The sequence below is a fragment of the Nocardia sp. NPDC058058 genome (genome assembly GCF_042885355.1).
GTDB lineage: Bacteria > Actinomycetota > Actinomycetes > Mycobacteriales > Mycobacteriaceae > Nocardia.
This window is the reverse complement of record NZ_JBHVSA010000001.1, coordinates 1,965,451-1,986,174: the sequence shown is the minus strand read 5'-3', so window position 1 is coordinate 1,986,174 and position 20,724 is coordinate 1,965,451. Positions and strand designations below refer to the sequence as shown.

General features: G+C 67.3%; 16 protein-coding genes. 9 read left to right on the top strand and 7 right to left on the bottom strand.

The annotated features are described in order from the left end of the window. Positions 1–144: 144 nt before the first annotated feature. Both ACFVUS_RS09220 and ACFVUS_RS09215 read right to left on the bottom strand, forming a co-directional pair. Positions 145–2,955, bottom strand: coding sequence for a molybdopterin-dependent oxidoreductase (locus ACFVUS_RS09220; protein ID WP_387762966.1), 2,811 nt, complete (start codon positions 2,953–2,955; stop codon positions 145–147). Next, positions 2,952–3,740: an FAD binding domain-containing protein gene (locus ACFVUS_RS09215; protein ID WP_387762963.1), complete on the bottom strand. Its 789-nt coding sequence runs from the start codon at positions 3,738–3,740 to the stop codon at positions 2,952–2,954. Before ACFVUS_RS09215 ends, ACFVUS_RS09220 begins: the two co-directional genes overlap by 4 nt. 194 nt (positions 3,741–3,934) lie before the next feature. Between ACFVUS_RS09215 and ACFVUS_RS09210 the strand changes: the two genes are divergently transcribed. Then, on the top strand, positions 3,935–5,629 hold the full coding sequence (locus ACFVUS_RS09210) for a PucR family transcriptional regulator (RefSeq protein WP_387762960.1): 1,695 nt from the start codon (positions 3,935–3,937) through the stop codon (positions 5,627–5,629). A 139-nt stretch (positions 5,630–5,768) separates the two neighbouring features. Here ACFVUS_RS09210 and ACFVUS_RS09205 read toward each other — a convergent pair whose 3' ends face one another. Continuing rightward, the gene (locus ACFVUS_RS09205; RefSeq protein WP_387762958.1) at positions 5,769–6,443 is read right to left on the bottom strand and encodes a class I SAM-dependent methyltransferase; all 675 of its coding nucleotides are present in this window, start codon (positions 6,441–6,443) and stop codon (positions 5,769–5,771) included. Positions 6,444–6,550: 107 nt separating this feature from the next. Here ACFVUS_RS09205 and ACFVUS_RS09200 point away from each other — a divergent pair, with 107 nt between their 5' ends. The 4 genes from ACFVUS_RS09200 to ACFVUS_RS09185 all read left to right on the top strand — a co-directional run bounded on the left by ACFVUS_RS09200 (position 6,551) and on the right by ACFVUS_RS09185 (position 11,145). Next, a complete protein-coding gene (locus ACFVUS_RS09200) occupies positions 6,551–7,711 on the top strand; it encodes a hypothetical protein (protein WP_387762955.1) in 1,161 nt (386 codons plus the stop codon). 126 nt (positions 7,712–7,837) lie between these two features. After that, the gene (locus tag ACFVUS_RS09195; RefSeq protein ID WP_387762952.1) at positions 7,838–9,070 is read left to right on the top strand and encodes a cytochrome P450; all 1,233 of its coding nucleotides are present in this window, start codon (positions 7,838–7,840) and stop codon (positions 9,068–9,070) included. Between the two features lie 66 nt (positions 9,071–9,136). Further along, positions 9,137–9,757, top strand: coding sequence for a TetR/AcrR family transcriptional regulator (locus ACFVUS_RS09190; RefSeq protein ID WP_387762949.1), 621 nt, complete (start codon positions 9,137–9,139; stop codon positions 9,755–9,757). 53 nt (positions 9,758–9,810) lie between these two features. After that, positions 9,811–11,145 (top strand): flavin monoamine oxidase family protein, encoded by a 1,335-nt coding sequence (locus ACFVUS_RS09185; protein ID WP_387762946.1) that lies wholly within the window; start codon positions 9,811–9,813, stop codon positions 11,143–11,145. A gap of 62 nt (positions 11,146–11,207) precedes the next feature. On the opposite strand, the gene ACFVUS_RS09180 is transcribed toward ACFVUS_RS09185, so the two are convergent. After that, positions 11,208–11,426 carry a hypothetical protein gene (locus ACFVUS_RS09180; protein ID WP_387762943.1) on the bottom strand — a complete coding sequence of 73 codons (219 nt, stop codon included), beginning with the start codon at positions 11,424–11,426 and terminating at the stop codon, positions 11,208–11,210. A 111-nt stretch (positions 11,427–11,537) separates the two neighbouring features. On the opposite strand from ACFVUS_RS09180, the gene ACFVUS_RS09175 reads away from it, so the two are divergent. Continuing rightward, positions 11,538–12,935: a lipase family protein gene (locus ACFVUS_RS09175; RefSeq protein WP_387762941.1), complete on the top strand. Its 1,398-nt coding sequence runs from the start codon at positions 11,538–11,540 to the stop codon at positions 12,933–12,935. An 81-nt stretch (positions 12,936–13,016) separates the two neighbouring features. On the opposite strand, the gene ACFVUS_RS09170 is transcribed toward ACFVUS_RS09175, so the two are convergent. From ACFVUS_RS09170 to ACFVUS_RS09160, 3 genes are all read right to left on the bottom strand, one after another. Next, on the bottom strand, positions 13,017–14,213 hold the full coding sequence (locus ACFVUS_RS09170; RefSeq protein WP_387762939.1) for an Ig-like domain-containing protein: 1,197 nt from the start codon (positions 14,211–14,213) through the stop codon (positions 13,017–13,019). A 134-nt stretch (positions 14,214–14,347) separates the two neighbouring features. Further along, on the bottom strand, positions 14,348–15,544 hold the full coding sequence (locus tag ACFVUS_RS09165; protein WP_387762936.1) for an acyltransferase: 1,197 nt from the start codon (positions 15,542–15,544) through the stop codon (positions 14,348–14,350). Between the two features lie 155 nt (positions 15,545–15,699). Beyond that, complete coding sequence (locus ACFVUS_RS09160) at positions 15,700–16,644, bottom strand: M23 family metallopeptidase (protein WP_387762934.1); 945 nt, start codon at positions 16,642–16,644, stop codon at positions 15,700–15,702. A 378-nt stretch (positions 16,645–17,022) separates the two neighbouring features. Here ACFVUS_RS09160 and ACFVUS_RS09155 point away from each other — a divergent pair, with 378 nt between their 5' ends. The 3 genes from ACFVUS_RS09155 to ACFVUS_RS09145 are packed head-to-tail and all read left to right on the top strand — an operon-like array spanning position 17,023 to position 20,724. Continuing rightward, a complete protein-coding gene (locus ACFVUS_RS09155; RefSeq protein ID WP_387762932.1) occupies positions 17,023–18,060 on the top strand; it encodes an agmatine/peptidylarginine deiminase in 1,038 nt (345 codons plus the stop codon). Continuing rightward, the gene (locus tag ACFVUS_RS09150) at positions 18,057–19,043 is read left to right on the top strand and encodes a nitrilase-related carbon-nitrogen hydrolase (RefSeq protein ID WP_387762929.1); all 987 of its coding nucleotides are present in this window, start codon (positions 18,057–18,059) and stop codon (positions 19,041–19,043) included. Before ACFVUS_RS09155 ends, ACFVUS_RS09150 begins: the two co-directional genes overlap by 4 nt. Positions 19,044–19,077: 34 nt before the next feature. Continuing rightward, positions 19,078–20,724, top strand: a complete 1,647-nt coding sequence (locus ACFVUS_RS09145) for an ABC transporter substrate-binding protein (RefSeq protein WP_387762927.1) — start codon at positions 19,078–19,080, stop codon at positions 20,722–20,724.

Below are 20,724 nucleotides of genomic sequence, written 5' to 3'. Positions count from 1 at the left end.
GGCGCACGCACAGGCCATAGAGAAAAGCTATCACTTTCCGGTGCGTGAGCCACGGATCTGTCGAGGGGCCTTACATGAATTTTCCCGCCGTGCGGCGTATTTGTTTCGCGGTGCGAAAGATACTTTGCGGTTTGTGTCGAATTCTCATTCCACGACATCATCGGCGAGCGGTTCGACCAGCCGCGCCAGATCGGAACGGGAAATCGGCGCGTCGGTTTTCCCGGGCCCGGGCAACTGTCGAGTTTGCCTGTGGTGCAGTGCCAGCCAGATGCGATCGCGGGTGACCGGGAGTTCGGTGAACCGGATGCCCGTGGCATCGCGCAGGGCGTTCGCCAGGGCCGGGGCGACGGGATTGAAAGGGCTCTCGCTCATGGATTTCGCGCCCAGCGGGCCGATGGCGTCGGAGGTGTCCATGAAGGTGACCTCGGTGCGCGGGACATCGGCGAAGGCGGGCAGGCGATAGCGACGGAACGCGGCGGTGGCGACCTCGCCGCGATCGTCGATCCGCACATTCTCGAAAAGCGTTGCGCCCAGGGCCTGTGCGACGCCGCCCTCGACCTGGCCGCGGCATTGCAGCGGGTTCATCACCTTGCCCGCGTCGGCGGCGTGCACACTGCGCAGGATGCGCAGCTCACCGGAATCGGGGTCGACCGCTATCTGGAACAGCTGGGCGTTGAAGGCGACCGAGCGCGGGGTGCCGCCCCAATGCCCGTCCGCGGCAAGGGTTTCACCGTCGATGGCCGCGACCGCGCACAGCACCGGGATCGAAACCCGGCGCGAGTCCGCGACCACGGCGTGCTCGGTCAATCGGCAGCGCGACGGTTCGACGCCCAGGTGCGCCGCCGCACGCGCGATCAGCACATCGGCGAGGGCGCGCGCCGCGTGCAGCACCGCCTTGCCCGCCACCACGGTGCCCGTGGAACCGAAGGCCCCGGTGTCATGGCGGACCACATCGGTATCGGATTGCCGAATCCGCACCCGATCCACGGTGGTGCCCAACTCCTGCGCGACGATCTGCCGATGCACCGTGGTGGTGCCATTGCCGAATTCGGCGGTGCCGACCGCGAGATCGTAGGTGCCATCGCTCAGCAGGGTGATGCGCGCGTCGGCGAAATGACCGCCGGGCGGGCCGGTCGCGATCATGGACAGCGCGAACCCGGTACCGGTGCGCCAGCCCGGCGGTGCGGGCGGGAACGGGTCCGCCAGCGCGGTGCGGATGATGCCCAGGCATTGATCGAGCCCGTAGCTGGCGATATGCAGATCCTCCTCATGCCCGCCGGGGCTGACCATCGGCTCGCCGGGGCCGATCATATTGCGCTCGCGGAAGACCAGCGGGTCCAGGCCGACGCGGCGGGCCAGCTCATCCATCACCGATTCCATGGCGAACACCGTCTGGCCCAGGCCGTATCCGCGAAACGCGCCCGCCGGAACGGTATTGGTGTAGACGGCATAGCCGTCGACCTTCTTGTTCGGGCAGCGGTAGACCCCGAAGGATTCGCCCGCCGAATGGAAAAGCACCGCGGGGCCGTGGTTTCCGTACGCCCCGGTATTGGAGACGATGCGGGCTTCCAGCGCGCAGAGCGTGCCGTCCCGGCGCGCGCCCGCCTTGACCCGAACGGTGAACGGATGCCGGGTGGTCGCGCCGTAGAACTGTTCCGCCCGAGTGTATTCCAGCTTCACCGGCTGTCGCAGGCGCAGGACCGCCAGCACCACGATGTCCTCGACGAGCATCTCCTGTTTACCGCCGAAACCGCCGCCGACGCGTCCGGCCACCACCCGCACCCGTTCGAGCGGCAGGTCGTACAGGGCGCACAGGGCGCGCCTGGTCAGGAATGGCGTTTGGGTGCTGGAGCGCACCACGAGTCGATCGTCCTCGTCGAACCAGGCCACCGCGCCATGGGTTTCCAGGCTCGCGTGCTGCACGCGCTGGGTGCGGAAGGTCTCCTCGTACACGACCGCGGCCTCGGCGAAACCCTGCGCCACCGAACCGATCTCACCGTGCACCTCGCCCACCACATTCGCCTCGGGCCGGGCGATGCGCGCGAGCTTCGCATCCTTGGCGTGTACCTGTGGAGCGCCGGGGCGCATGGCTTCCTCGGGATCCAGGACATAGGGCAGCACCTCGTAGTCGACCTCGATGCGGCGGCAGCCCTCCTCGGCGGCGGCCTCGCTGTCGGCCACCACCGCCGCCACCCGCTGCCCGACGTAGCGGACCACATCGTCCAGGACGCGGGTGTCGTCCGGATCCTCCTCGGGATGTTCATGGCGCGCACTCGAATACAGCCGCTCCGGGGCATCGTGATGGGTCAGCACCGCGCGCACACCCGGAACGCATTGGGCCGCTTCGGTATCGATGCGCCGGATACGGGCGTGCGGATGCGGGGAGCGCAACAGCTTCATATGCAGCAGTCCGGGAACATCGATATCGAAGGTGTACCTGGCGGTTCCGGTGACCACCTGTGGTCCGGCGGGTGCGCCGAGATTGCGCCCGACCGCCGCGCCGGGCTCGGGGTCCTCGGTATGCCGCACGCCCTTGATGGCATCCTCGATGGCGCGATATCCGGTGCAGCGGCACAGGTTTCCCTTGAGCGCGCGCGGCAGATCCGCCAGCTGTGCCTCGTCGAGCTTGGCCGTGGTCATCAGGAAACCCGCTGTGCAGAAACCACATTGGAAACCCTGCGCGTCCAGGAACCGCTGCTGCACCGGATGCAGTTCGCCGTCGCGCGCGAGACCCTCGACGGTGGTGACGCTGCGACCGTCGGCACGCACCGCCGGATACAGGCAGCTGTGCACGGGCGCACCGTCCACATGCACGGTGCACGCGCCGCAGTCGCCCGCATCGCAGCCCTTCTTCACCCCGAAACAGCCGCGCTCGCGCAGATAGGTGCGCAGGCACTGACCCGGGCGCGGCTGCTCGCCGAAAGTCCGCTCGTTGACCTGGATTTCGAAGCTCATACCAGTTCTCTCCGGATCTGTTCGGCCAGCAGCAGGGTCATCTGCCTGCGCCATCGCGGCAGGCCGTGGATATCGTCGAACCACATGTGTTCGGGTACGGCGTGATCGACGGCCGAACGCAATTCGTCCGCACCGGGCCGATAGTGGAAGCGGATGCGGATCGGCCGGGTGGTCGAGGCGGTGATGGTCAGGCGCAGTACGCCCGCGCGGTCGCGGGTGCCGATGATCAGGACGCCGGAGCGGCCGTGCCCGTACAGCGAGGCTTGCCGGAAGGCGGTGCGGCGATCGAGTGCGGCCGCGGGAAGGGTGATCGAGCGCAGCAGTTCACCGTCGCGCAGCGCGTTCTCGCCCGCGCCCGTGACGAATTCGAGCACCGGCAGCCGCCGTCGCACGCCCGCCGGGGATTGCAGCAGGCAGACGCCGTCCAAGGCGGCGGTCAGCGAGATCATCGGCCCGGCGGGCAGCGCATTGCAGAGGTTGCCGCCGACGGTGGCCATATTCCAGATCTTGAACGACGCCAGGAACGCATGGCAGCACTGCCGGAACAGCTCACGCTCGGTGGATCGGAAGAGTTCGGCCACCGTGCAGGTGGCGGCGATCTCCAATCCGCCGTCGGGCAATCGGCGCAGCGGGGTCCAGCCGATGCGGCTCAGATCGATCAGGCGGCGCAGGTGCGGCTGCGGTTCGGAGAACAGGTAGGTGCCTCCGCCCAGCCAGGCGTCGCCCGGTCGCCACTCGCGGAATTCACGTGCGTCGCACACCTGCGCGATCGTGTTCAGATCCACCCGGCACTCCTCGAAAATCGATGACCCGCCCGATTCAAGCCGGGGTCCGGGCCGTTGCCATCGGCCGCGCATACGAAATTCCGGGGGTGCCGCACCGAATTTCGGTGGATCGAACAAGACATCGCCGACACCGCGCGAAGGCATCTACCATGCGATGTCGGCGGTCGTCGCGGACCGCGCGGAAGGAGCAGCTCATGCGGGTGGATGACCTGCTGCAACTGGAGAACCTGGCCTTGGAGCTGGTGTGGGGCGGTCCCGAACTGCTGCGCCGGGAGATCGGCGGGGTCACCGCGACCGATCTGCTGGACCCCAGCGAATACCTGCGCGCGGGCGAGGTGGTGCTGAGCGGGCTGGTCTGGTGGACCGCGCGCGGCGGTAGGCAGAAGGCCGATCGGTTCGCCGCCGCCCTGCGGAATGCCGGTGCGGTGGCCCTGCTCGCGGGTGTGGTGCGCCATGGCGGGGTGCCCGAGGAAGTGCAGCGCGCCTGCCGTGAACACGGCATCGTGCTGGTGTCGGTGCCCGCCGAGACCACCTTCCGGACCATTACCGATGAGATCTATCTGCGGCGCTGGGGTGCGCTGACCGCCTCACCGCATTCATCGCTGCCCGATCATGTGCGACGCGGATTGGAACGGCTGATCCGGGAACAGGCCGAACCCACCGAGGTGCTGGACCGCATCGCCGTGCACCTGGGCGGATTGCCGTGCGCGCTGGTGACCGCCAGCGGTCGCACCGTCGCTCGATCCTCCGCCGCGCCCGAGGAGCCCGCCGCGACCGTCGCCCGCAGCCTGCGACGCGGTGAGCGCGCCAATCACGCTGTGGGAGAGTCGGATTCGCCCTACGGCAGCTGGTACCTGCGCCTGCCCGGTCCGCTCGCACCGCCGCGCCCGCTGCGCGAGGTCGCCGAAATGCTGCGGCACTACCGCGAACTCGCCGCGCGGGATCAGGATCGGCGAGCCGAGACCGCCGCGACGCTGATCGCACTGCTGGACCGCGGCGATATCGAGAACCCCTTCATCGCAATGACATTGGACAAGGGCGCGGGGCTGTACCGAATTGTCACCGCGGCGGTCATACCGGTGCGGCCCGAGGTCGCGGCGGTCGCACCGGACCGGCCGGGAGCGACGTCGGAACGTTCGGGCGCGACATCGACCGTCGCGCAGGCAGCGGGGACACCGCATCGGACCAATCCGGCCAGATCGGCACCGTCGCAAGGGATTCCGCATCGAGCCGGTGCGGCAACGGGCGCGCCGGCGCAGACGCGAGGGATACCGGTCCTGCCCGTGGTGGCGGTGGCCGCGCTGAGTGAGCTACTGGCACACCGCACGTCGGAGCCGCCGCTGGTCGCCGCGCGCGGGGAGCATGCGGTCGGCATCATTCCCGTATCCGCCGCGGACGATCTGACCGGCCCGTGCGAGCTGGTGCGTTCCTGTGCCCCGGACGTCGCACTGCACTTGGGCTTCGGCTCGGCCGAACCCGTTGCGACGCTGCGGGACAGTCTGATTCGCGCCATCCACGCCTGCCGGGCGGGTGTGCGGTTGGGCCGCACGGTCACCACCGCCGCCGATCTCACTACACTCGCCGAACTTCTTGCCGGAGTGCCGAATCCGGTGCGCGAGACCTTCAGCACCCAGGTGCTGGGCGAGCTGCTCGACGCGGATCCGGCCCGCTCCGAACTGCGCGCCACCCTCACCGCCTTCCTGGACAACAACGGCTCCTGGACCCGCACCGCCGAAGCCCTCTACCTGCACGTCAATACCGTCCACTACCGCATCGAGCGCATCGAGAAGCTCACCGGCCGTGACCTTTCCCGCCTCGACGACCGCATCGACCTGCGCGCCGCCCTGCACGCCCGCACTGCCCCGCCCCACATCCCTCGCGCCTGCTGAGGGCTGCCTGCACCCCGGTTCTCGCCGGAGCTGGGCACGCGTGCGCGCTGCGCGGCGGGCCGAGGTGGTGGTCCGGCTGCCCCGGCCCACGGCCCCGGATCGACTATCGCGCAATACCGAACGATGCAGTGATGTCGGGTCAGAGGCGGCGGATGCGGGCCTGCCAGGCGGCGACATCGACCAGGCCCTCGGGTGAGACGTCGAGGGTGGCGGCCGCTTCGGCTACTCCGGGGGTGACGCGGCCGCGGTAGCGGGTGGGGTGGAGGTCTTCCACTTCCCAGCCCTCGCTGAAGGATTCGCGAATGACGCGGTCGCTGATGCGCGGGCCGAAGCCCGGTTCGGCGTCCGAGAGGGCCAGCAGGTGCAGGACGCCACCGGGCTTCAGGACCGCGTGCAGGTTGCGGACGTAGGCGGTGCGGATTTCGGGTTCGGTGCCGAAGACGTGGAACAGTGCGCTGTCGATGACGGTGTCGAAGGCGGGTGCGGAGCCCGGGGGACTACCGGCGAAGTCGGGGCGTTCGGTGAACTGAAGTGCGTCGGCCACCTCGAACGCCACAGTCGGCATGTCCTGCGCGATGGCGTTGGCGCGCGCGTATTCGATGGCGCTGGAGGACAGGTCGACTCCGAGGATGTCGTAGCCGAGCCGGGTCAGCGCGATGGTGTGTTCACCCGCGCCGCAGCCGGGCTCCAGGATGCGGCCGCCCAGCGCACCCGTGCGTTCCAGGGCCACGATCGCCGGTTGCGGTTCGCCGATCACCCAGGGCGCGGTGTCGTTGTCGTATGCGGCATTCCAGGTTTCTTCGGTTCGGGTCATGACTCCAGGGTGCAACCTCGAGCGTGGTCGAGGTCAAGGCCGGCGCGCGCACCGGTGAGCGGGATGCGGGTTGGACGGTCGCGCGTGTGGCCCGGTAAGCCCGTGTCATGAGTGAATCGATCGGCCCACTGCTGCCCGCCGATGAGGGTTTCCATCATCAGATCGCCGACACCTTCGGAACGGTCGCCAGCAGCGATCTGTCCTGGACCGAGAAGGTGTGCGCGATGGCGGCGGCCCGGGATGGCAGTCTGCAATTGGGATTCGGGCTCGGCAAGTACACCAATCGCAATGTCATGGACGGGTACGCGGGCATCTCGCGCGGTGTCGAACAGGTGACGGTGCGCGCCAATCGTGAACTGCTGCCCGAACCTGATCGCACGGTGATCGGGCCGGTGCGATACGAGGTGGTCGAACCGCTCAAGCAGATCCGATTCATCTTGGAGCCCAACGATATTCAGCCGATCGCGTTCGATTGGCTGTTCACCGCCGAACTGCCCGCGCACCTCGAGGACCGCACCCATATGCGCAGCGGCTACCGGGTTTCGGCGGATCTGGTGCGCTACCACCAGATCGGCGTGGCATCGGGCTGGGTCGAGATCGACGGGCAGCGCACCGAGATCACGCCGCAGGACTGGGTTTCCACCCGCGATCACTCCTGGGGCGTGCGCTACGACGTCGGACAGCCGCGCCCCGATGTGCAGGCGATGGAGTTGCCGCCGGAGGTGTCCTTCCGCATGATCTGGGCCCCGGCGCTGCTGGAACGACCCGATGGCAGTCGATACGGCATCCACCTGCACTATCAGATCGTCGAGGTGACCGGATACTCCTCCAAGACCGTCATGGGCGGCCTGCAATATCCCGACGGCCGCACCGTGCGCTGGCGCGACCTCACCCCGGAACTGCGCTTCGATCCGGACAATCGGCGATTGCTCGGCGGGCGCGTGCACGCCACCGATGTGGAGGGCGGCACCCGCATCCTGGAGATCGAGGTGGTGTCCGATACCGGATTCCATCTCGGCGCGGGCCTCTACCACGGCTTCGAAGGGCGCTATCACGGCGAATGGCAGGGCCCGGGAACACATTTGGACGGTGAGTGGATCGCCGACTGCTCCACCCACGACAATGCCCGCCGCCTGCATCAGATTCGCGACACCGTCGTGCGCATCACCGATCCGGTGGGCGGCGGTGTCGGATACGGCAATTGCCAGCCCATCATCACCGGCGGTGACGACGCGCTCGGCCTGACCAAGGAGAGCACTTTCATGTAGGTGTTCTTCCCAGAATCGGCGAGATAGCCGCGCGTTTGTCGGTGCGCCTGGGTAGGGTGACCTGGTTCCACGTCCGGGGTGTGCGGTGTTCGGCGGGGGGTATGTCGTTCACCGCGTGGAGTTCCGATGTCCGAACCAGATCCCACCCACGCCGTGTCCGTCGATACCGCCGATCCGCGCGTACCCATGTACACCGCCGAATTCGCCGCTGACCCGCATCGGGCCTATCGCGAGATGCGGGCCAGATTCGGTGCTTTGGCCCCGGTCGAACTCGCACCCGGGATACCCGCCACCCTGGTGCTCGAATACCGCACGGCGGTAACGATTCTCAACGATCCCGAACGCTTCCCCGCCGATCCCCGGGTCTGGCAGGACGGCGTGCCCGCCGATTGCCCGGTGCTGCCGATGATGCAGTGGCGGCCCAACGCGCTGCGCAGCGCGGGCAGCGAACACACCCGCTATCGCCAGACCAATACCGCCGGACTGGCCGGGGTCGATCGCTACGGTCTGCAAGCCACGGTGGAGCGCACCGCCGTCTCCCTGATCAACGGTTTCTGCGCCACCGGATCGGTGGATCTGGTGCGCGAGTACGCCTTTCCGCTCGCGTTCGATGTGCTCAACCATCTGCTCGGCTGCCCCGCCGCCATCGCGGCCCAGGCCGCCCAGGGCTTTCGCGCCATCTTCGAGGGCATCGGCGCGGAGAACGGCAACAAACTCCTCGTCGAAGCCCTGCAACGCCTGGCCCTGCACAAACGCGAGTATCCCGGCGACGACGTCACCACCCGGATACTGCATCACCCCGCCGAACTCACCGATACCGAGATGGTGCACCAACTCGCCACCCTCTACGGCGCGGGCATCGAACCCCAGCAGAACCTCATCGTCAACACCCTGCTGGTGATCCTGGCCGACGACCGCTTCGGCGGCAGCGTCCTGGGCGGCAGCCTCTCCACCCGGGACGCCCTCGACGAAGTCCTCTTCAACGACCCCCCGATGGCCAACTTCTGCATCAGCTTCCCCCGCCAGCCCGTACTGGTCGACCGCACCTGGCTCCCGGCCCACCAGCCCGTGGTCATCAGCATGGCCGCCTGCAATACCGATCCGGCCATCACCACCGCCCACCGCTCCGGCAACCGCTCCCACCTGGCCTGGGGCGCGGGCCCGCACTCCTGCCCCGCCAGCCCCCTGGCCTACCTCATCGCCCAGGAAGCCATAGACCAACTCCTGGACGCCCTCCCGGAAATCCGCCTCGCCGTCCCCACCTCCGAATTATCCTGGCGCCCAGGCCCTTTCCACCGAGCCCTGACCGCCCTCCCCGCCACCTTCGACCCCGCACCCCCACTGCCGATCCCCGCCTAGCCGAGCGCCTCGCGACCGCCGGGCGATCGGGCATGGAAGACTCGGGTCGCCGAAGGAGGAGGTTGGGTGGCGTACGTCAAAGCGGCGGAGCGGGAGCGGCAGGTTGTCGCGGCGGCGGTGCGGGTGCTCGGGGCCGTGGGGGTGGCCGGGACCACGTTGCGGGCCGTCGCGGCCGAGGCGGATATCGCGCTGGGGACCATGCAGTACGTGTTTCCAAGTAAGGACAGCTTGCTGCGGGCGGTGGTCGCGGCTGTCACCGAGGATGTCGCCGCCACGCTGCGGGTCGATATCGAGCCCGGGCTGGGGGTGGAGCATGTGCTGCGGCGCAGTGTGGCCAACTTCTGGAGCACGTTGGTCGAGAACGAAATCGGTTTGCAGATAATGCAATACGAGTTGGCGATGCACTCCGCGCGCACCGAGGGATCCCGGGGGCTGGCGCGATTGCAGTACGAGCGGTACACCTCGCTCGTGGCCGAGTTCTGTGAAAAGGCCGCGCTGGCGACGGGGCAGCGGTGTGCAGTTGATTTCGACACGCTGGGCAGGCTGTCGCTGGCGGTGCTGGACGGGCTCATCGTGCAGTACGTGGCGAATCCGGATGCCGAACGGGCGCGGCGGGATCTGGATCTCGCCGTCGATATGGTCATACGTTTCGCTGATCCGCGGCCCGTCGCGGGCGAATTCGGCTAACTCCCCATTGCGCGGGGGCTTGCGGCTGTGGCTTACTGAAAAAAGTCGGTCGGTTGTACGACTTAGTTTCAGCGGTCGCCGTTCGGAAGGAGTCAGGAATGCGCGATGCCACGGTGGTGGTCGTCGGAGCGGGAGTGTCGGGGTTGGTCGCGGCACGGGAACTGCGGCGGCGGGGGATCGAGGTGATCGTGGTCGAGGCGGCCGATCGGGTCGGCGGGCGGACCCTGGCCGAGACGACCGCGCTCGGGTCGCGGGTGGACCTGGGTGGACAGTGGATCGGCCACAACCACCATCGGGTCACCGCGCTGGCCGCCGAGCTCGGTGCCACCCCATTCCCGATGCATACCGGGCGGCTGCCCGTGCTGATCGATCGTTCGCGGCGGCTCTCGGTGCCGGCCCCGTCGACCTTCCTGGCCGTGTTCATCCTGTTGCTCGCGGAAGTGTTGTCCCGCACCGGGATAACGCGGCGGTGGAATGCGGTCACCGTCGCGTCGTGGCTCGCCAAGGTGCCCGGCGCGAGCACCCGGCGACTGCTCGACGTCATCGCCGCCATCTCGTGGACGGCGGATCTGGATCGACTCTCCATTCACGCGGCGGCGCGCATGATCCGGAATCAGGGCGGGCTGTACACGATGCTCTCGACCCACGGCGGCGCGCAGGATTCCCTTCTCGTGGAGGGCATGGGGGCACTGTCCGAACGGATGGCCGATGAGCTCGGTGCGCGAATTCGTCTGGGTCAGCGGGTGCTATCGATCGAGCAGGGTGAATCGGGGGTGATCGTCCGGACGTCGGCGGGTGAGATTCGTGCCGACAAGGTGATCGTCACCGTCCCGCCGCCACTGCTCGACCGGATCTCCTACACGCCCGAATTGCCCTCGGCGCATACCGAACTCGCCTCCGCCGGCTATATGGGTTCGGTGTACAAGGCGATCGCGGTGTACGAGCAGCCGTTCTGGCGCGAGCGCGCGGGCGGTGAATTCCTCATCCTGGACGCTCCCGGGCGAGCGGTGTTCGACACCACGCCTCCCGGTGGCCCGGGCCATCTGTGTGTGCTCGTGGGCGGACCGGCAGCCCGCGACCTGGATCGGCTGGATCCCGCCGGGCGTCGCGACGCGGTGCTCGGCACCCTGGTCCGGCATATCGGCCCCGAGGTGGGCGAGCCGGTCGGCTGGCACGAAAAGTCGTGGAGCGGAGACGAATACGTCGGTGGCGGCTATATGGCGGTGCCCGTGCCCGGGACCACCGCCGGACTGCCGCCGGTCGGATTCGACCCGGTCGGCGCCATCCACTGGGCGGGTACCGAGCGAGCTGCCGATCACGCGGGCTACGTCGAAGGTGCGATCGAATCCGGTGCGCGCGCGGCGCGCGAGGTGATCGCGGCCCTGTGATCGACCGGGCCGCATTGTGACCGATTGGTTCGGCTCGCGCACGGCGAGCCGAACCGTCACGTTCACCAGCCGGAGCCGGAACCACCCGATCCGGTGTTAGCGAGGATGGTGCCGATCACCATCTGCGCGAGTCCGGCGATAGAGCCAAGAAATTCCACGATGTCCTCCGACTTCATTGTCGCCGACGTCCGGCGTAGTCGTGAACTTAGCTCACGACTTTTATGGAAGATGGATGTTTCACAGAATTCGTCCCGGTGAGGATCGCTATCGGTTAGCTCCACGGGTCGAATGATTGACTGTCTCGGACAGGTCTTGCGCAAAGAGTGTGATCGGGCTAACCTCGCAGCCGTGTGAGTCGGTGTGGTCTCACATTGGACCTGGATGGAGTCTGAATGAACCTGCGGACGATGACGTCTCGCCGGTTGGCCGTTATGGGCGTGGCAGTGATCGCCCTGGCGGCAACCGTCACTACCGCGGTGGCCGCCGGTGAACCGGATGGGACAGTGCCGGTGCAGCCCGCGGCCGCGATCCCGATGCCGCCCGAACTCGACCCGGGTTTCTATCAACCCGCACCCGAGATCGTGGCAGCCAAGGCCCCGGGCCAGATCATCGCCGCGCGACAGGTCAATGTCGCCAATGCCGGGTTGATTCCGGTCAATGTCGATGCCTGGCAGGTGTCGTACCGATCGAACAACAGCCGGGACGAACCGATCGCCGCGGTCGCGACCGTGCTCAAACCGCGCGGCTCGGCCCCGGACAAACTGGTGTCGATGCAGATCGCCGAGGACTCCCTCGCCGCCTACTGCTCACCGTCCTACGCGGTCCAGCAGTGGTCGGCCGCGACCTTCGTCGGACAGATCGTCGCCCCACTGGAATTCGTCATCGCGCAGGCCGAATTGCAGCAGGGCTGGGGTGTGGTGATCCCCGATCATCAGGGTCCGAACAATGCCTTCGCCGCGGGTCCGCTCGCCGGTCGGATCACCCTGGACGGCATCCGCGCCGCCCGTGATTTCGAACCGATGCGCCTCACGCCCGATGCCCGCATCGCCATGTACGGCTATTCCGGCGGTGCCATCGCCACCGGGCACGCGGCCGAGCTGAAGCAAAGCTACGCACCGGAACTCAATATCGTCGCCGCCGCCGAGGGCGGTGTGCCCGCCGACTTCGGCCCGGTGCTCGATAACGGCAACGGTCAGGCCTGGTCGGGCATGATCATGGCCGCGGTGCTGGGCATAGGCCGGGAGTACCCCGAATTCGGCGAACTGCTCAACCGCGACCTCGACCCACTGGGGCAGGCGCTCGCGACGGTCAAGGGCGGAATGTGCGTGCAGTACAACACCGCACTGTTCCCATTCCTGAATATGAAGGGTCTGCTGCGCGTCCCGGAAGGCGATCCGATGCGCAACCCCGTGGTTCAGGACACCCTCGCCAAGACCCGGATGGGTAAGGCCACCCCGGCCATGCCGATGTTCATCTGGCAGGGCAATCCGGACGAGTTGATCCCGGTCGGCCCGGTCAACACCTTGGTCGACACCTATTGCAAGGACCCCTCCGCCCAGGTCCAGTACACCCGGGAACACCTCGCCGAACATGTCACCACCGAGGTCTCCGGTTCGGCGACCGCGCTGCTGTGGTTGCGCGACCGCCTCAACGGCGTCCCCGCGGCCCCCGGGTGCAGCACCTCCGACGCGGGTCTGATGGCCCTCAATCCCGCCGGATTGTCTTTGCTCGCACAGACATTCGGCGACACCATCGCGTCGTTCTTCGGCGCGCCGATCGGCGTGAAGTAGCCTCCCCGAGCTCCCCACCGCGCCGGGTGGGGCCCGCTCCCGGTCGGTACCTGACCGGGAGCATGGGGCGGGGGCCGTCGCTCAGGCGGGTGTGCCGCCCTGCTGCCATTGCGGCCACGGGATGCTCCAGTCCCCGTTCTGCCAGATATCCAGGGGATCGCCGCCGGTATTGCGGACCTCCACCACATCGCCGGGGATGACGAAGTCGAAGAACCAGGCCGCGTCATCGGGGGAGATGTTCAGGCAGCCGTGCGAGACATTCGTATTGCCCTGCGCCCACATGCTTTGCGCGAGCGCGTGCACGAAAATCCCGTCGTGGCTGATGCGGACGGCGTGATCGATCTTGGTGCGATAGCCGAGGCCGGAATTGGTCGGCAGTCCGTAACTGGAGGAATCCATCATGACCGGATGCTGGCGATCGAGCACGGTGTAGGTGCCGGGCCGGGTCCAGAACGACAGCAGTCGGCCGCCGACCATCGCGGTGCCGCCCCTGCCCATCGAGGTGGGCATGCTGCGCACCAGGTTTCCGTTCTCGAAGACGTCGATCATCTTGGTGTTGTCATCGGCGATGGCCACGTGCGCGGGGCCGATGAGCACCGATATCCGTTGATCGCGCAGGCCGTATCCGCCGCCGCCGAGATCCGCGCCGTAGAGTTCGGCGGCGATGGTGACCCGGGTGCCGGGGGCGTAGTAGAACTCCGGCCGCCAGTGCGCGTTGCGGTCGTCGAGCCAGTACCAGGCTCCGGGTACCGGGGGTTCGGTGGTGACCTTCATCCGGGCCGCCGCGACCGCGTGGTCGACGGGTTCGGTGAAATGCGCCAGGATGACGAAACCCACTCCGTAGGTGTCGTTTTCGGTGAGATCGACCATATTCGCCGAGCCGAGCGAGAAGTCGATCAGGTGATCGGGGGTGACCGTCGAACAGTTCGCGGCGGCGCTGATCTCACCGGTTGCGCCGTGCGCCACGGCTTTCGCGGTGTAGGTGTGGCCGTAACCGAGCGGTTCGGCACTGATCCAGGTGCGCTTATCGGGTGACGGCGTACCGGGAAGCACCCTGCCGGTCTCGTCGATCCATTCCACGCTGCGCAATTCGCCGTCGGTGACGGTGACCGTGCCGGGCTTGCGCGCGTCGACGTCGCGGGCCTCGGCGACCGGATCGAACCGGATCACGGCGGGTTTCGGTGGGGCGGAAGGGGTTTGCTCACCCGCGCAGGCCGCGAGTGTCAAGCCGCTCGCACCGGCGAATCCGATCAGTAGCTCGCGACGTCGCAATGCCACCGGTGCTCTCCCTTCGCCCTGTCCACGACCGCCAGTCAGCATGCGGCAGCGGCGCCGATTCGGCGCGGCGACAGGCCCTATCGCCACCGATCCGAGGCGGAACCGTCACCGTTCCTCGATCGGAAGGGCGCGATTCAGGTCCGGGAATGGCCGCGAAAACGGTTCGGCACCAGCGTGGCCGGATCGGTGCGCAGCATCGGGCGGCCGGTGAGATAGAGGCTGACGGGACTGCGGCGCAGCACCGCGGTTCCGGCCAGCGAGCCCGCAACGACACCGAGATACAGCACGATCGTCAACCAGAAGCGGCCGATCGAGGATGCCAGCGGAAGCAGTACGGGAGTGAGTAATTCGAGCATGAACGGATGGATCAGGAAGACGCCGAACGAGCGGTCCGCGCCGTAGCGGACGATGCGGGCGAGCCGATCGTGCTGTTGCCGCCGGGCCGCCCAGCGCGTGCCGAGCAGATACAACCCCACCGTGATCGCGACGAACCAGAGCGTGCGTTCGGGCAGGAACACATCCGAGGCCACCCACGCCACCTGGCCGTCGTGCACCGCGAGCTGATACTCCCACTCCGCGGCGACCGCGATGGCCAGCACCGCGGCCACGATCAACCGGGTGTGCTCGCGCAGGAAGGCGTGCACCGCGTCGATATGCCAGGCCGCGAGCGCGCCCAGCAGCGTGAAGAACTGGTACGGCAGGATGGTGGCGTACAGGTGCATCCAGATCTGCGCCGGGAGTCCGCTGGTGAACGGCGGATACGCGAGTGTCCACAGCACGACGAGATGTACTGCGGCACTTGCCGCGAGCAGCCAGCGATGCCGTCCCTCGGTGCGGCGCAACAGTTTCGGCAGCAGCGGGAACAGCAGGTACACCTGCATGGTGACCAGTAGGAAATACAGGTGGTAGTAGGCGGTTCCGAACAGCAGATCCGAACCGAGCCGGCCCAGCAGCCATGTCACCGAACCGCGATTCTGGCCCAGGTGGATGGAATACGCCCAATAGATCACCGACCACAGCACATACGGGATGCCGACCAGCGCGAAACGGCGCGGCCAGAAGGCGCGGGCGCGCAGCGATTCGCTTCCGAACTGGTAGATCAGCACGAACCCGGTCAGCGCGAAGAACGCGTAGCGGGTGAAGTGCAGTAGCGCCAGCGCGCTATTGGCCGCCACGCTGTCCGCATCGTTCGCGCTGCTGATGGTGTGTACCGCGATCACACAGCAGAAGGTGATTATTCGGAACAGATCCACCTGATGCAGATACGGCCGCTTGCGCCGCCCGCCGCCGGTATCGGCGGCAGGCTGCTGAATCTCCGTGGCAGTACTCATATTCCGGCCGATTTCCCGGCTGGACCTCGGCACTCGATCGCCGCACCCATCCTCACATGTTGGCCCCCGGAACTGTGATGCCCGTTCCTGTGCCCTGTGAACCTGCTGTGTGGCGATCGTCGCGCGAACCGCGTCGACTCAGCGGTGGGTGCGGGTCAGTCGGCGCCCCAATGCTGCTGCATCAGAATGCCCTTTCCGGCGAGCCAGGCCACCGGATCGATCTTGGTGCCGTCGGTGTCCCAGATCTCCAGGTGCAGGTGCGGGCCGGTGGATTGGCCGCGATTGCCCACCGAGGCGATGATGTCGCCGACGTTGACATGCTGGCCCGCCTGTACGTACATATCGTTGACGTGGCCGTAGACCGCGATGGTGCCGTCGTCCTGGCGCACCCGGACCCACTGGCCGAAGCCCGAGGCCGGACCCGCCTCCAGCACGGTGCCGCTCATGACCGAGCGAATCGGGGTGCCGATGGGGTCGGCGATATCGACGCCGTAGTGGAATTCGCCCCAGCGATTGCCGAATCCGGAACTGATCTGACCGCCGACCACGGGCAGCACCGTCGGGCTGATCGTGAGCTGCGGTGCCGGGGCGGGTGCGGGCGCGACCGGAATGGACGGTGTCACCGGCAGTGACGCGATCACCTGCTGTTGCACCTGGACCACCTGCTCCTGCACATCCTCCACCTGCTGCTGGGTGTCGACCACCGCCTGCTGTTGCGCGTCGACTACCTGCTGCTGGATATCCCGGATGAACTGTTCGGCCTGCGCGAGCGGCGCGGCGATCTCGGGCGCGAGCCCGACCAGCCCGAACGGTGTGGCGATCGTCGCCGGTGGCGTGACTTGCACTGGGGCGGGGGTGGTTTCGGCTACATCGGCAGGTTCCTCATCGGCGGGCGAGACCGGCGCCGCATTGGCAACGGCGGGCGTCAGATGCGCCCCCGCGGTGAGCAGCGCCCCCGCCGCGACCGCGATCCCGGCCACCGCGCGAAACCGCCCGGTGGTGAATGAGTCCGCGCGATGGCTACTGGGACAGTGGATCTCGGCCACATCAAGCAGATCGGTGACGGAGAGGGAACCGGGAGATACACGGTGGTTCGGCATGGCTCGTCCTCAGGTCGATCGTCGAGGCGTCGCGCCCGCCGATCGCCGGCGAGTCGAGAATCCGAATGCGCGACGTGCCGAAAACTGTACAGACCCGTGATCAATTCCGGACTGAAATCCCGGGCACCGGAATTCCTTGCGCGACAAGACACTCGACGTTCACCGCGAGAATCCCATCGGTCGCGCCGCACCGCCTCCTGCGGCCCGGCCCGCTCGACACGGCCCACGGTTTCCTCCGTGTGAACCGGAGACCACTCTCCGGCGGCTGCATGCGCGAGTATGCGTGGAATGGTCAGGTTTCAATCATCTTCGCTCCGTTCGGGTTAAATCTGGGCTCAGGTCTTGACTAATTTTTTAGTCAGTTTATCGTTTGTCGGCATGACGCAGACCACAGATGAGGGAACGACGTATCGGATGCCGGCCGAGTGGGCGCCGCATGAGCGGTGCTTGATGGGGTGGCCTACCAGGGAGAGTTTGTGGGGGCCGTACTTCGCGGAGGCGAAGGCGGAGTACGCGGCGGTGGCCGATGCCATCGCTCGGTTCGAACCGGTGTTGATGATCGCGAATCCGGGGCAGGGGGATGAGGCTCGGGCGGCGTGCGGTGCCGGGGTCGAGGTGGTCGAGCTGGGGATCGATGATTCCTGGTTGCGGGATTCGGGGCCGCTGATCGTGTTGGACGAGAAGGGGAATCGGGCCGCGGTCGATTTCGGATTCAACTCGTGGGGGGAGCGGTTCCTGCCCTATGACCGGGACGCGACGATCAGTGCGCGGGTGCTGGAGACGCTCGGGATCGAGCGGTTCGCCTCGGACATGATTCTCGAGGGCGGATCGATCACGGTGGATGGGGAGGGCACGCTCATCACCACCGAGCAGTGCCTGCTGCATCCGAACCGGAATCCGGGCATGACCAAGGCGCAGATCGAGGCCGAACTCCAAGCGCGGCTGGGGATTACGAAGATCATCTGGTTGCCGTACGGGCATTTCGACGATGCGCACACCGACGGGCACGTCGACGGCGTGTGTACCTATGTGCGGCCGGGCGTGGTGATCGCGCAGACCTGTGAGGATCCGGCGCTGCCCGACTTCGAGCGGATGGCCGCGAATCTGAAGGTGTTGCGGGAGAGCAGCGATGCGGCGGGACGTCCGTTCGAGATTCTGGAATTGCCGCAGTTCCCGATCAAGACGCTGCCGGACGGCACCGAGACCATGGTCGCGTACGCCAATTTCTATGTCGCCAATGGCGGTGTGGTGGTGCCGATCGGCGAGCACGAGCTCGACGGCGCGGCCCTGGAAGTGCTCGCCAAGGCATTTCCCGAGCATGAAATCGTCGGCGTGCCGGGCAATATCGTCGCCTACGGCGGTGGCGGCGTGCACTGCATCACCCAGCAGATCCCGGCCGCGGGGATCGGCCGATGAGCGACTGCGATCGAATGCCCGTGCAGCACACCGAGGATGACGGACATTTCGTCACTGTGACCGCGGTCGAGGAAACCCTGCCCTCACCCGCGCGTCGCACCCCGGCCAACCGGCCCGCACTGCGCATCGGCGCGGTGCAGACCAGCTGGCACGCCGATCCGGCGGAACACAAAGCCGTACTGGCCGAGGGCATCCGGCGCGCCGCGGAGCTCGGCGCACAGGTGGTCTGCCTCCAGGAACTCACCTTGAGCGCGTACTTCGCCACGGTTCCGGACAGCCCCGACGCCGCCGCGCATCGCGAGCACATCCCGGACGGCCCGACCACGACGTTCGCCCGCGAACAGGCCGTGAAGAACGGTGTGTACGTGCATGCTTCGCTCTACGAGCACAGCGAGACCGGCCGCGGTTTCAACACCGCCATCCTGGTCGGCCCGGACGGCACCCTGCACGCCCGCACCCGCAAGATCCACATCCCCGCCTTCCCCGGCTACCACGAGGACCACTACTTCGAACCCGGCGATACCGGCTACCCGGTAATCTCCGCCGCCGGAGCACAATTCGGCTTCCCCACCTGCTGGGACCAGTGGTTCCCCGAACTCGCCCGCGCCTACTCGCTGGGCGGTGCGGAAATCCTGGTCTACCCCACCGCCATCGGCAGCGAACCCGAACCGGTGGACTTCGACACCGAACCGCTGTGGCACCGCATGATCACCGGAAACGGTTTGGCCAACGCCACTTTCATGGTGGTGGTCAACCGCATCGGCCTCGAGGACGGCCTCACCTTCTACGGTTCGTCCTTCATCTCCGACCCCTACGGCCGCACCCTGGTGCGTGCCCCGCGCGACCGCGACACCGTCCTGGTCGCCGATCTCGATCTCGATCAACGCCGCGACTGGCTCGGGTTCGGCTTCTTCGACACCCGCCGCCCGGACGCGTATGCCGTTCTCACCGCGCCCGTTTCGCCACTGCCCGGAACTCCCTGACACACCCGCCCCACTTCGAAAACAGGTTCCGACCATGCTCACGAACAGTCGAATCCGCGCCACCCTGATCGCCTTATGTGTGGCCATCGTCGTCACCGGCTGCGGCGGGCGGGTGCCGTCCGCCGCCCCGCCCGCCCCGGACGCCGCCACGCTGCTCAACCTCCCGTCCACCACCACCGCCGCGACCAAGGGCGTGGACTCCGCCACCTGGGCGCTGTACCGCGACCCCACCACCGTCGATCCGGCCACCGCCTTCGACTATCCGGAGAACACCGTCGTCGCCACCATGTGCGACGCGCTGCTGCGCCAAAAGCCGGACGGCAGTATCGGTTTCGGCCTGGCCAGTGATTACCGCTATGTCACCCCGACCCAGCTGGCGCTGACCATCCGCCCCGGCGTCACCTTCTGGGATGGCAAACCGCTCACCGCCGAGGACGTGGTCTACAGCCTCGAACGGCATCGCAATCCCGCACTCGGCGGCTTCTACGGCACGGTCTTCGACCGCGTGGACTCGATCACCGCGACCGGTCCGGGCACCGTGACCATCAACCTCACCACACCGGATTACTGGCTGCCGGGCGAACTTTCGGCCATGCCCGGCATCGTGATCCAGAAGGCGTTCGCCGAAAGCGCCGGTGCGAAATTCGGCACCCCGGAGGCCGGCACCATGTGCACCGGGGCGTATCGGCTCACCAAGTGGACCTCGGGCGACACGCTGAAAGTGACGGCGAACCCGAACTATTGGGATAGCACCCTCAAACCCCTGACCAAAGAGGTCACCTTCCGCGGCGTCTCGGACGCGGCGACCCTCACCACCGGCCTCACCACCGGCGAGATCGACGGCAGCTATGTCACCGACACCTCGAACCTGGCCCAACTCCAGCGCACCGCGGGCGTCTCGGTGCATATGGGCCCGACCCTGGAGAGCGAATTCCTCATCCCCGCCAACCTCACCGGCGTCCTCGGCGACGTCCGGGTGCGGCGCGCACTGTCGCTGGCCTTCGATCGGCGCAGCTTCATCAACGCCGTGTACGCCGGTAACGCGCTGGAGCCCAGGCTTTCCGCCAACCCCGGCACCTGGGGTTACGCCAAGGATGTCTTCAGCGCCGCCTGGAATGCCGCACCCGAGGTGAAACGGGATCTGGACGAGGCCAAACGCCTCATTCGCGAGGCGGGCGCGGAGGGCAAGCCGCTGGTGATCGGCACCTCCTCCGGTATGGCGACCGTCGCGACCATGTCCAATGCCTGGCTGGAAGTGGCCAATACCATCGGCCTGAACGCCAAGCTGCTCAATGTCTCCCCGGAGAACTACATCAACTTCTTCACCGATCCCAAAGCTCGGGCCGGTGTGGACGCGTTCAGCACCACCACCTACGGCGATTACGCCGATCCGGCCGCGCTGATCGCGACATATGTACTGCCGCAGGGCAATCAGAACTACTCCGGCTACGAGAACGCCGCCATCACGGACTGGCTCGACAAGGCCCGCGCCGAGGCGGACCCGGCCCGCCGCGCCGCCGATATGGTCGAGGTGGACAAGCTGCTCATGCAGGAGTTGCCCTGGATCCCGGTCGCGCACCCGGTCACCTGCCTGGTACTGAGCGATAAGCTCACCGGCGTCCCGACCTCGTTCGCGTACATGCAATCCCCGGTGCTGGCCATGCTGGGCGCGGGGAGCTGA

What these genes read in the sequence shown, in the direction of transcription:
- ACFVUS_RS09220 (WP_387762966.1), bottom strand. Translation starts at nt 2,955, where the DNA reads ATGAGCTTCGAAATCCAGGTCAACGAGCGGACTTTCGGCGAGCAGCCG.
- ACFVUS_RS09210 (WP_387762960.1), top strand. Translation starts at nt 3,935, where the DNA reads ATGCGGGTGGATGACCTGCTGCAACTGGAGAACCTGGCCTTGGAGCTG.
- ACFVUS_RS09205 (WP_387762958.1), bottom strand. Translation starts at nt 6,443, where the DNA reads ATGACCCGAACCGAAGAAACCTGGAATGCCGCATACGACAACGACACC.
- ACFVUS_RS09200 (WP_387762955.1), top strand. Translation starts at nt 6,551, where the DNA reads ATGAGTGAATCGATCGGCCCACTGCTGCCCGCCGATGAGGGTTTCCAT.
- ACFVUS_RS09195 (WP_387762952.1), top strand. Translation starts at nt 7,838, where the DNA reads ATGTCCGAACCAGATCCCACCCACGCCGTGTCCGTCGATACCGCCGAT.
- ACFVUS_RS09175 (WP_387762941.1), top strand. Translation starts at nt 11,538, where the DNA reads ATGAACCTGCGGACGATGACGTCTCGCCGGTTGGCCGTTATGGGCGTG.
- ACFVUS_RS09165 (WP_387762936.1), bottom strand. Translation starts at nt 15,544, where the DNA reads ATGAGTACTGCCACGGAGATTCAGCAGCCTGCCGCCGATACCGGCGGC.
- ACFVUS_RS09160 (WP_387762934.1), bottom strand. Translation starts at nt 16,644, where the DNA reads ATGCCGAACCACCGTGTATCTCCCGGTTCCCTCTCCGTCACCGATCTG.
- ACFVUS_RS09155 (WP_387762932.1), top strand. Translation starts at nt 17,023, where the DNA reads ATGACGCAGACCACAGATGAGGGAACGACGTATCGGATGCCGGCCGAG.
- ACFVUS_RS09150 (WP_387762929.1), top strand. Translation starts at nt 18,057, where the DNA reads ATGAGCGACTGCGATCGAATGCCCGTGCAGCACACCGAGGATGACGGA.
- ACFVUS_RS09145 (WP_387762927.1), top strand. Translation starts at nt 19,078, where the DNA reads ATGCTCACGAACAGTCGAATCCGCGCCACCCTGATCGCCTTATGTGTG.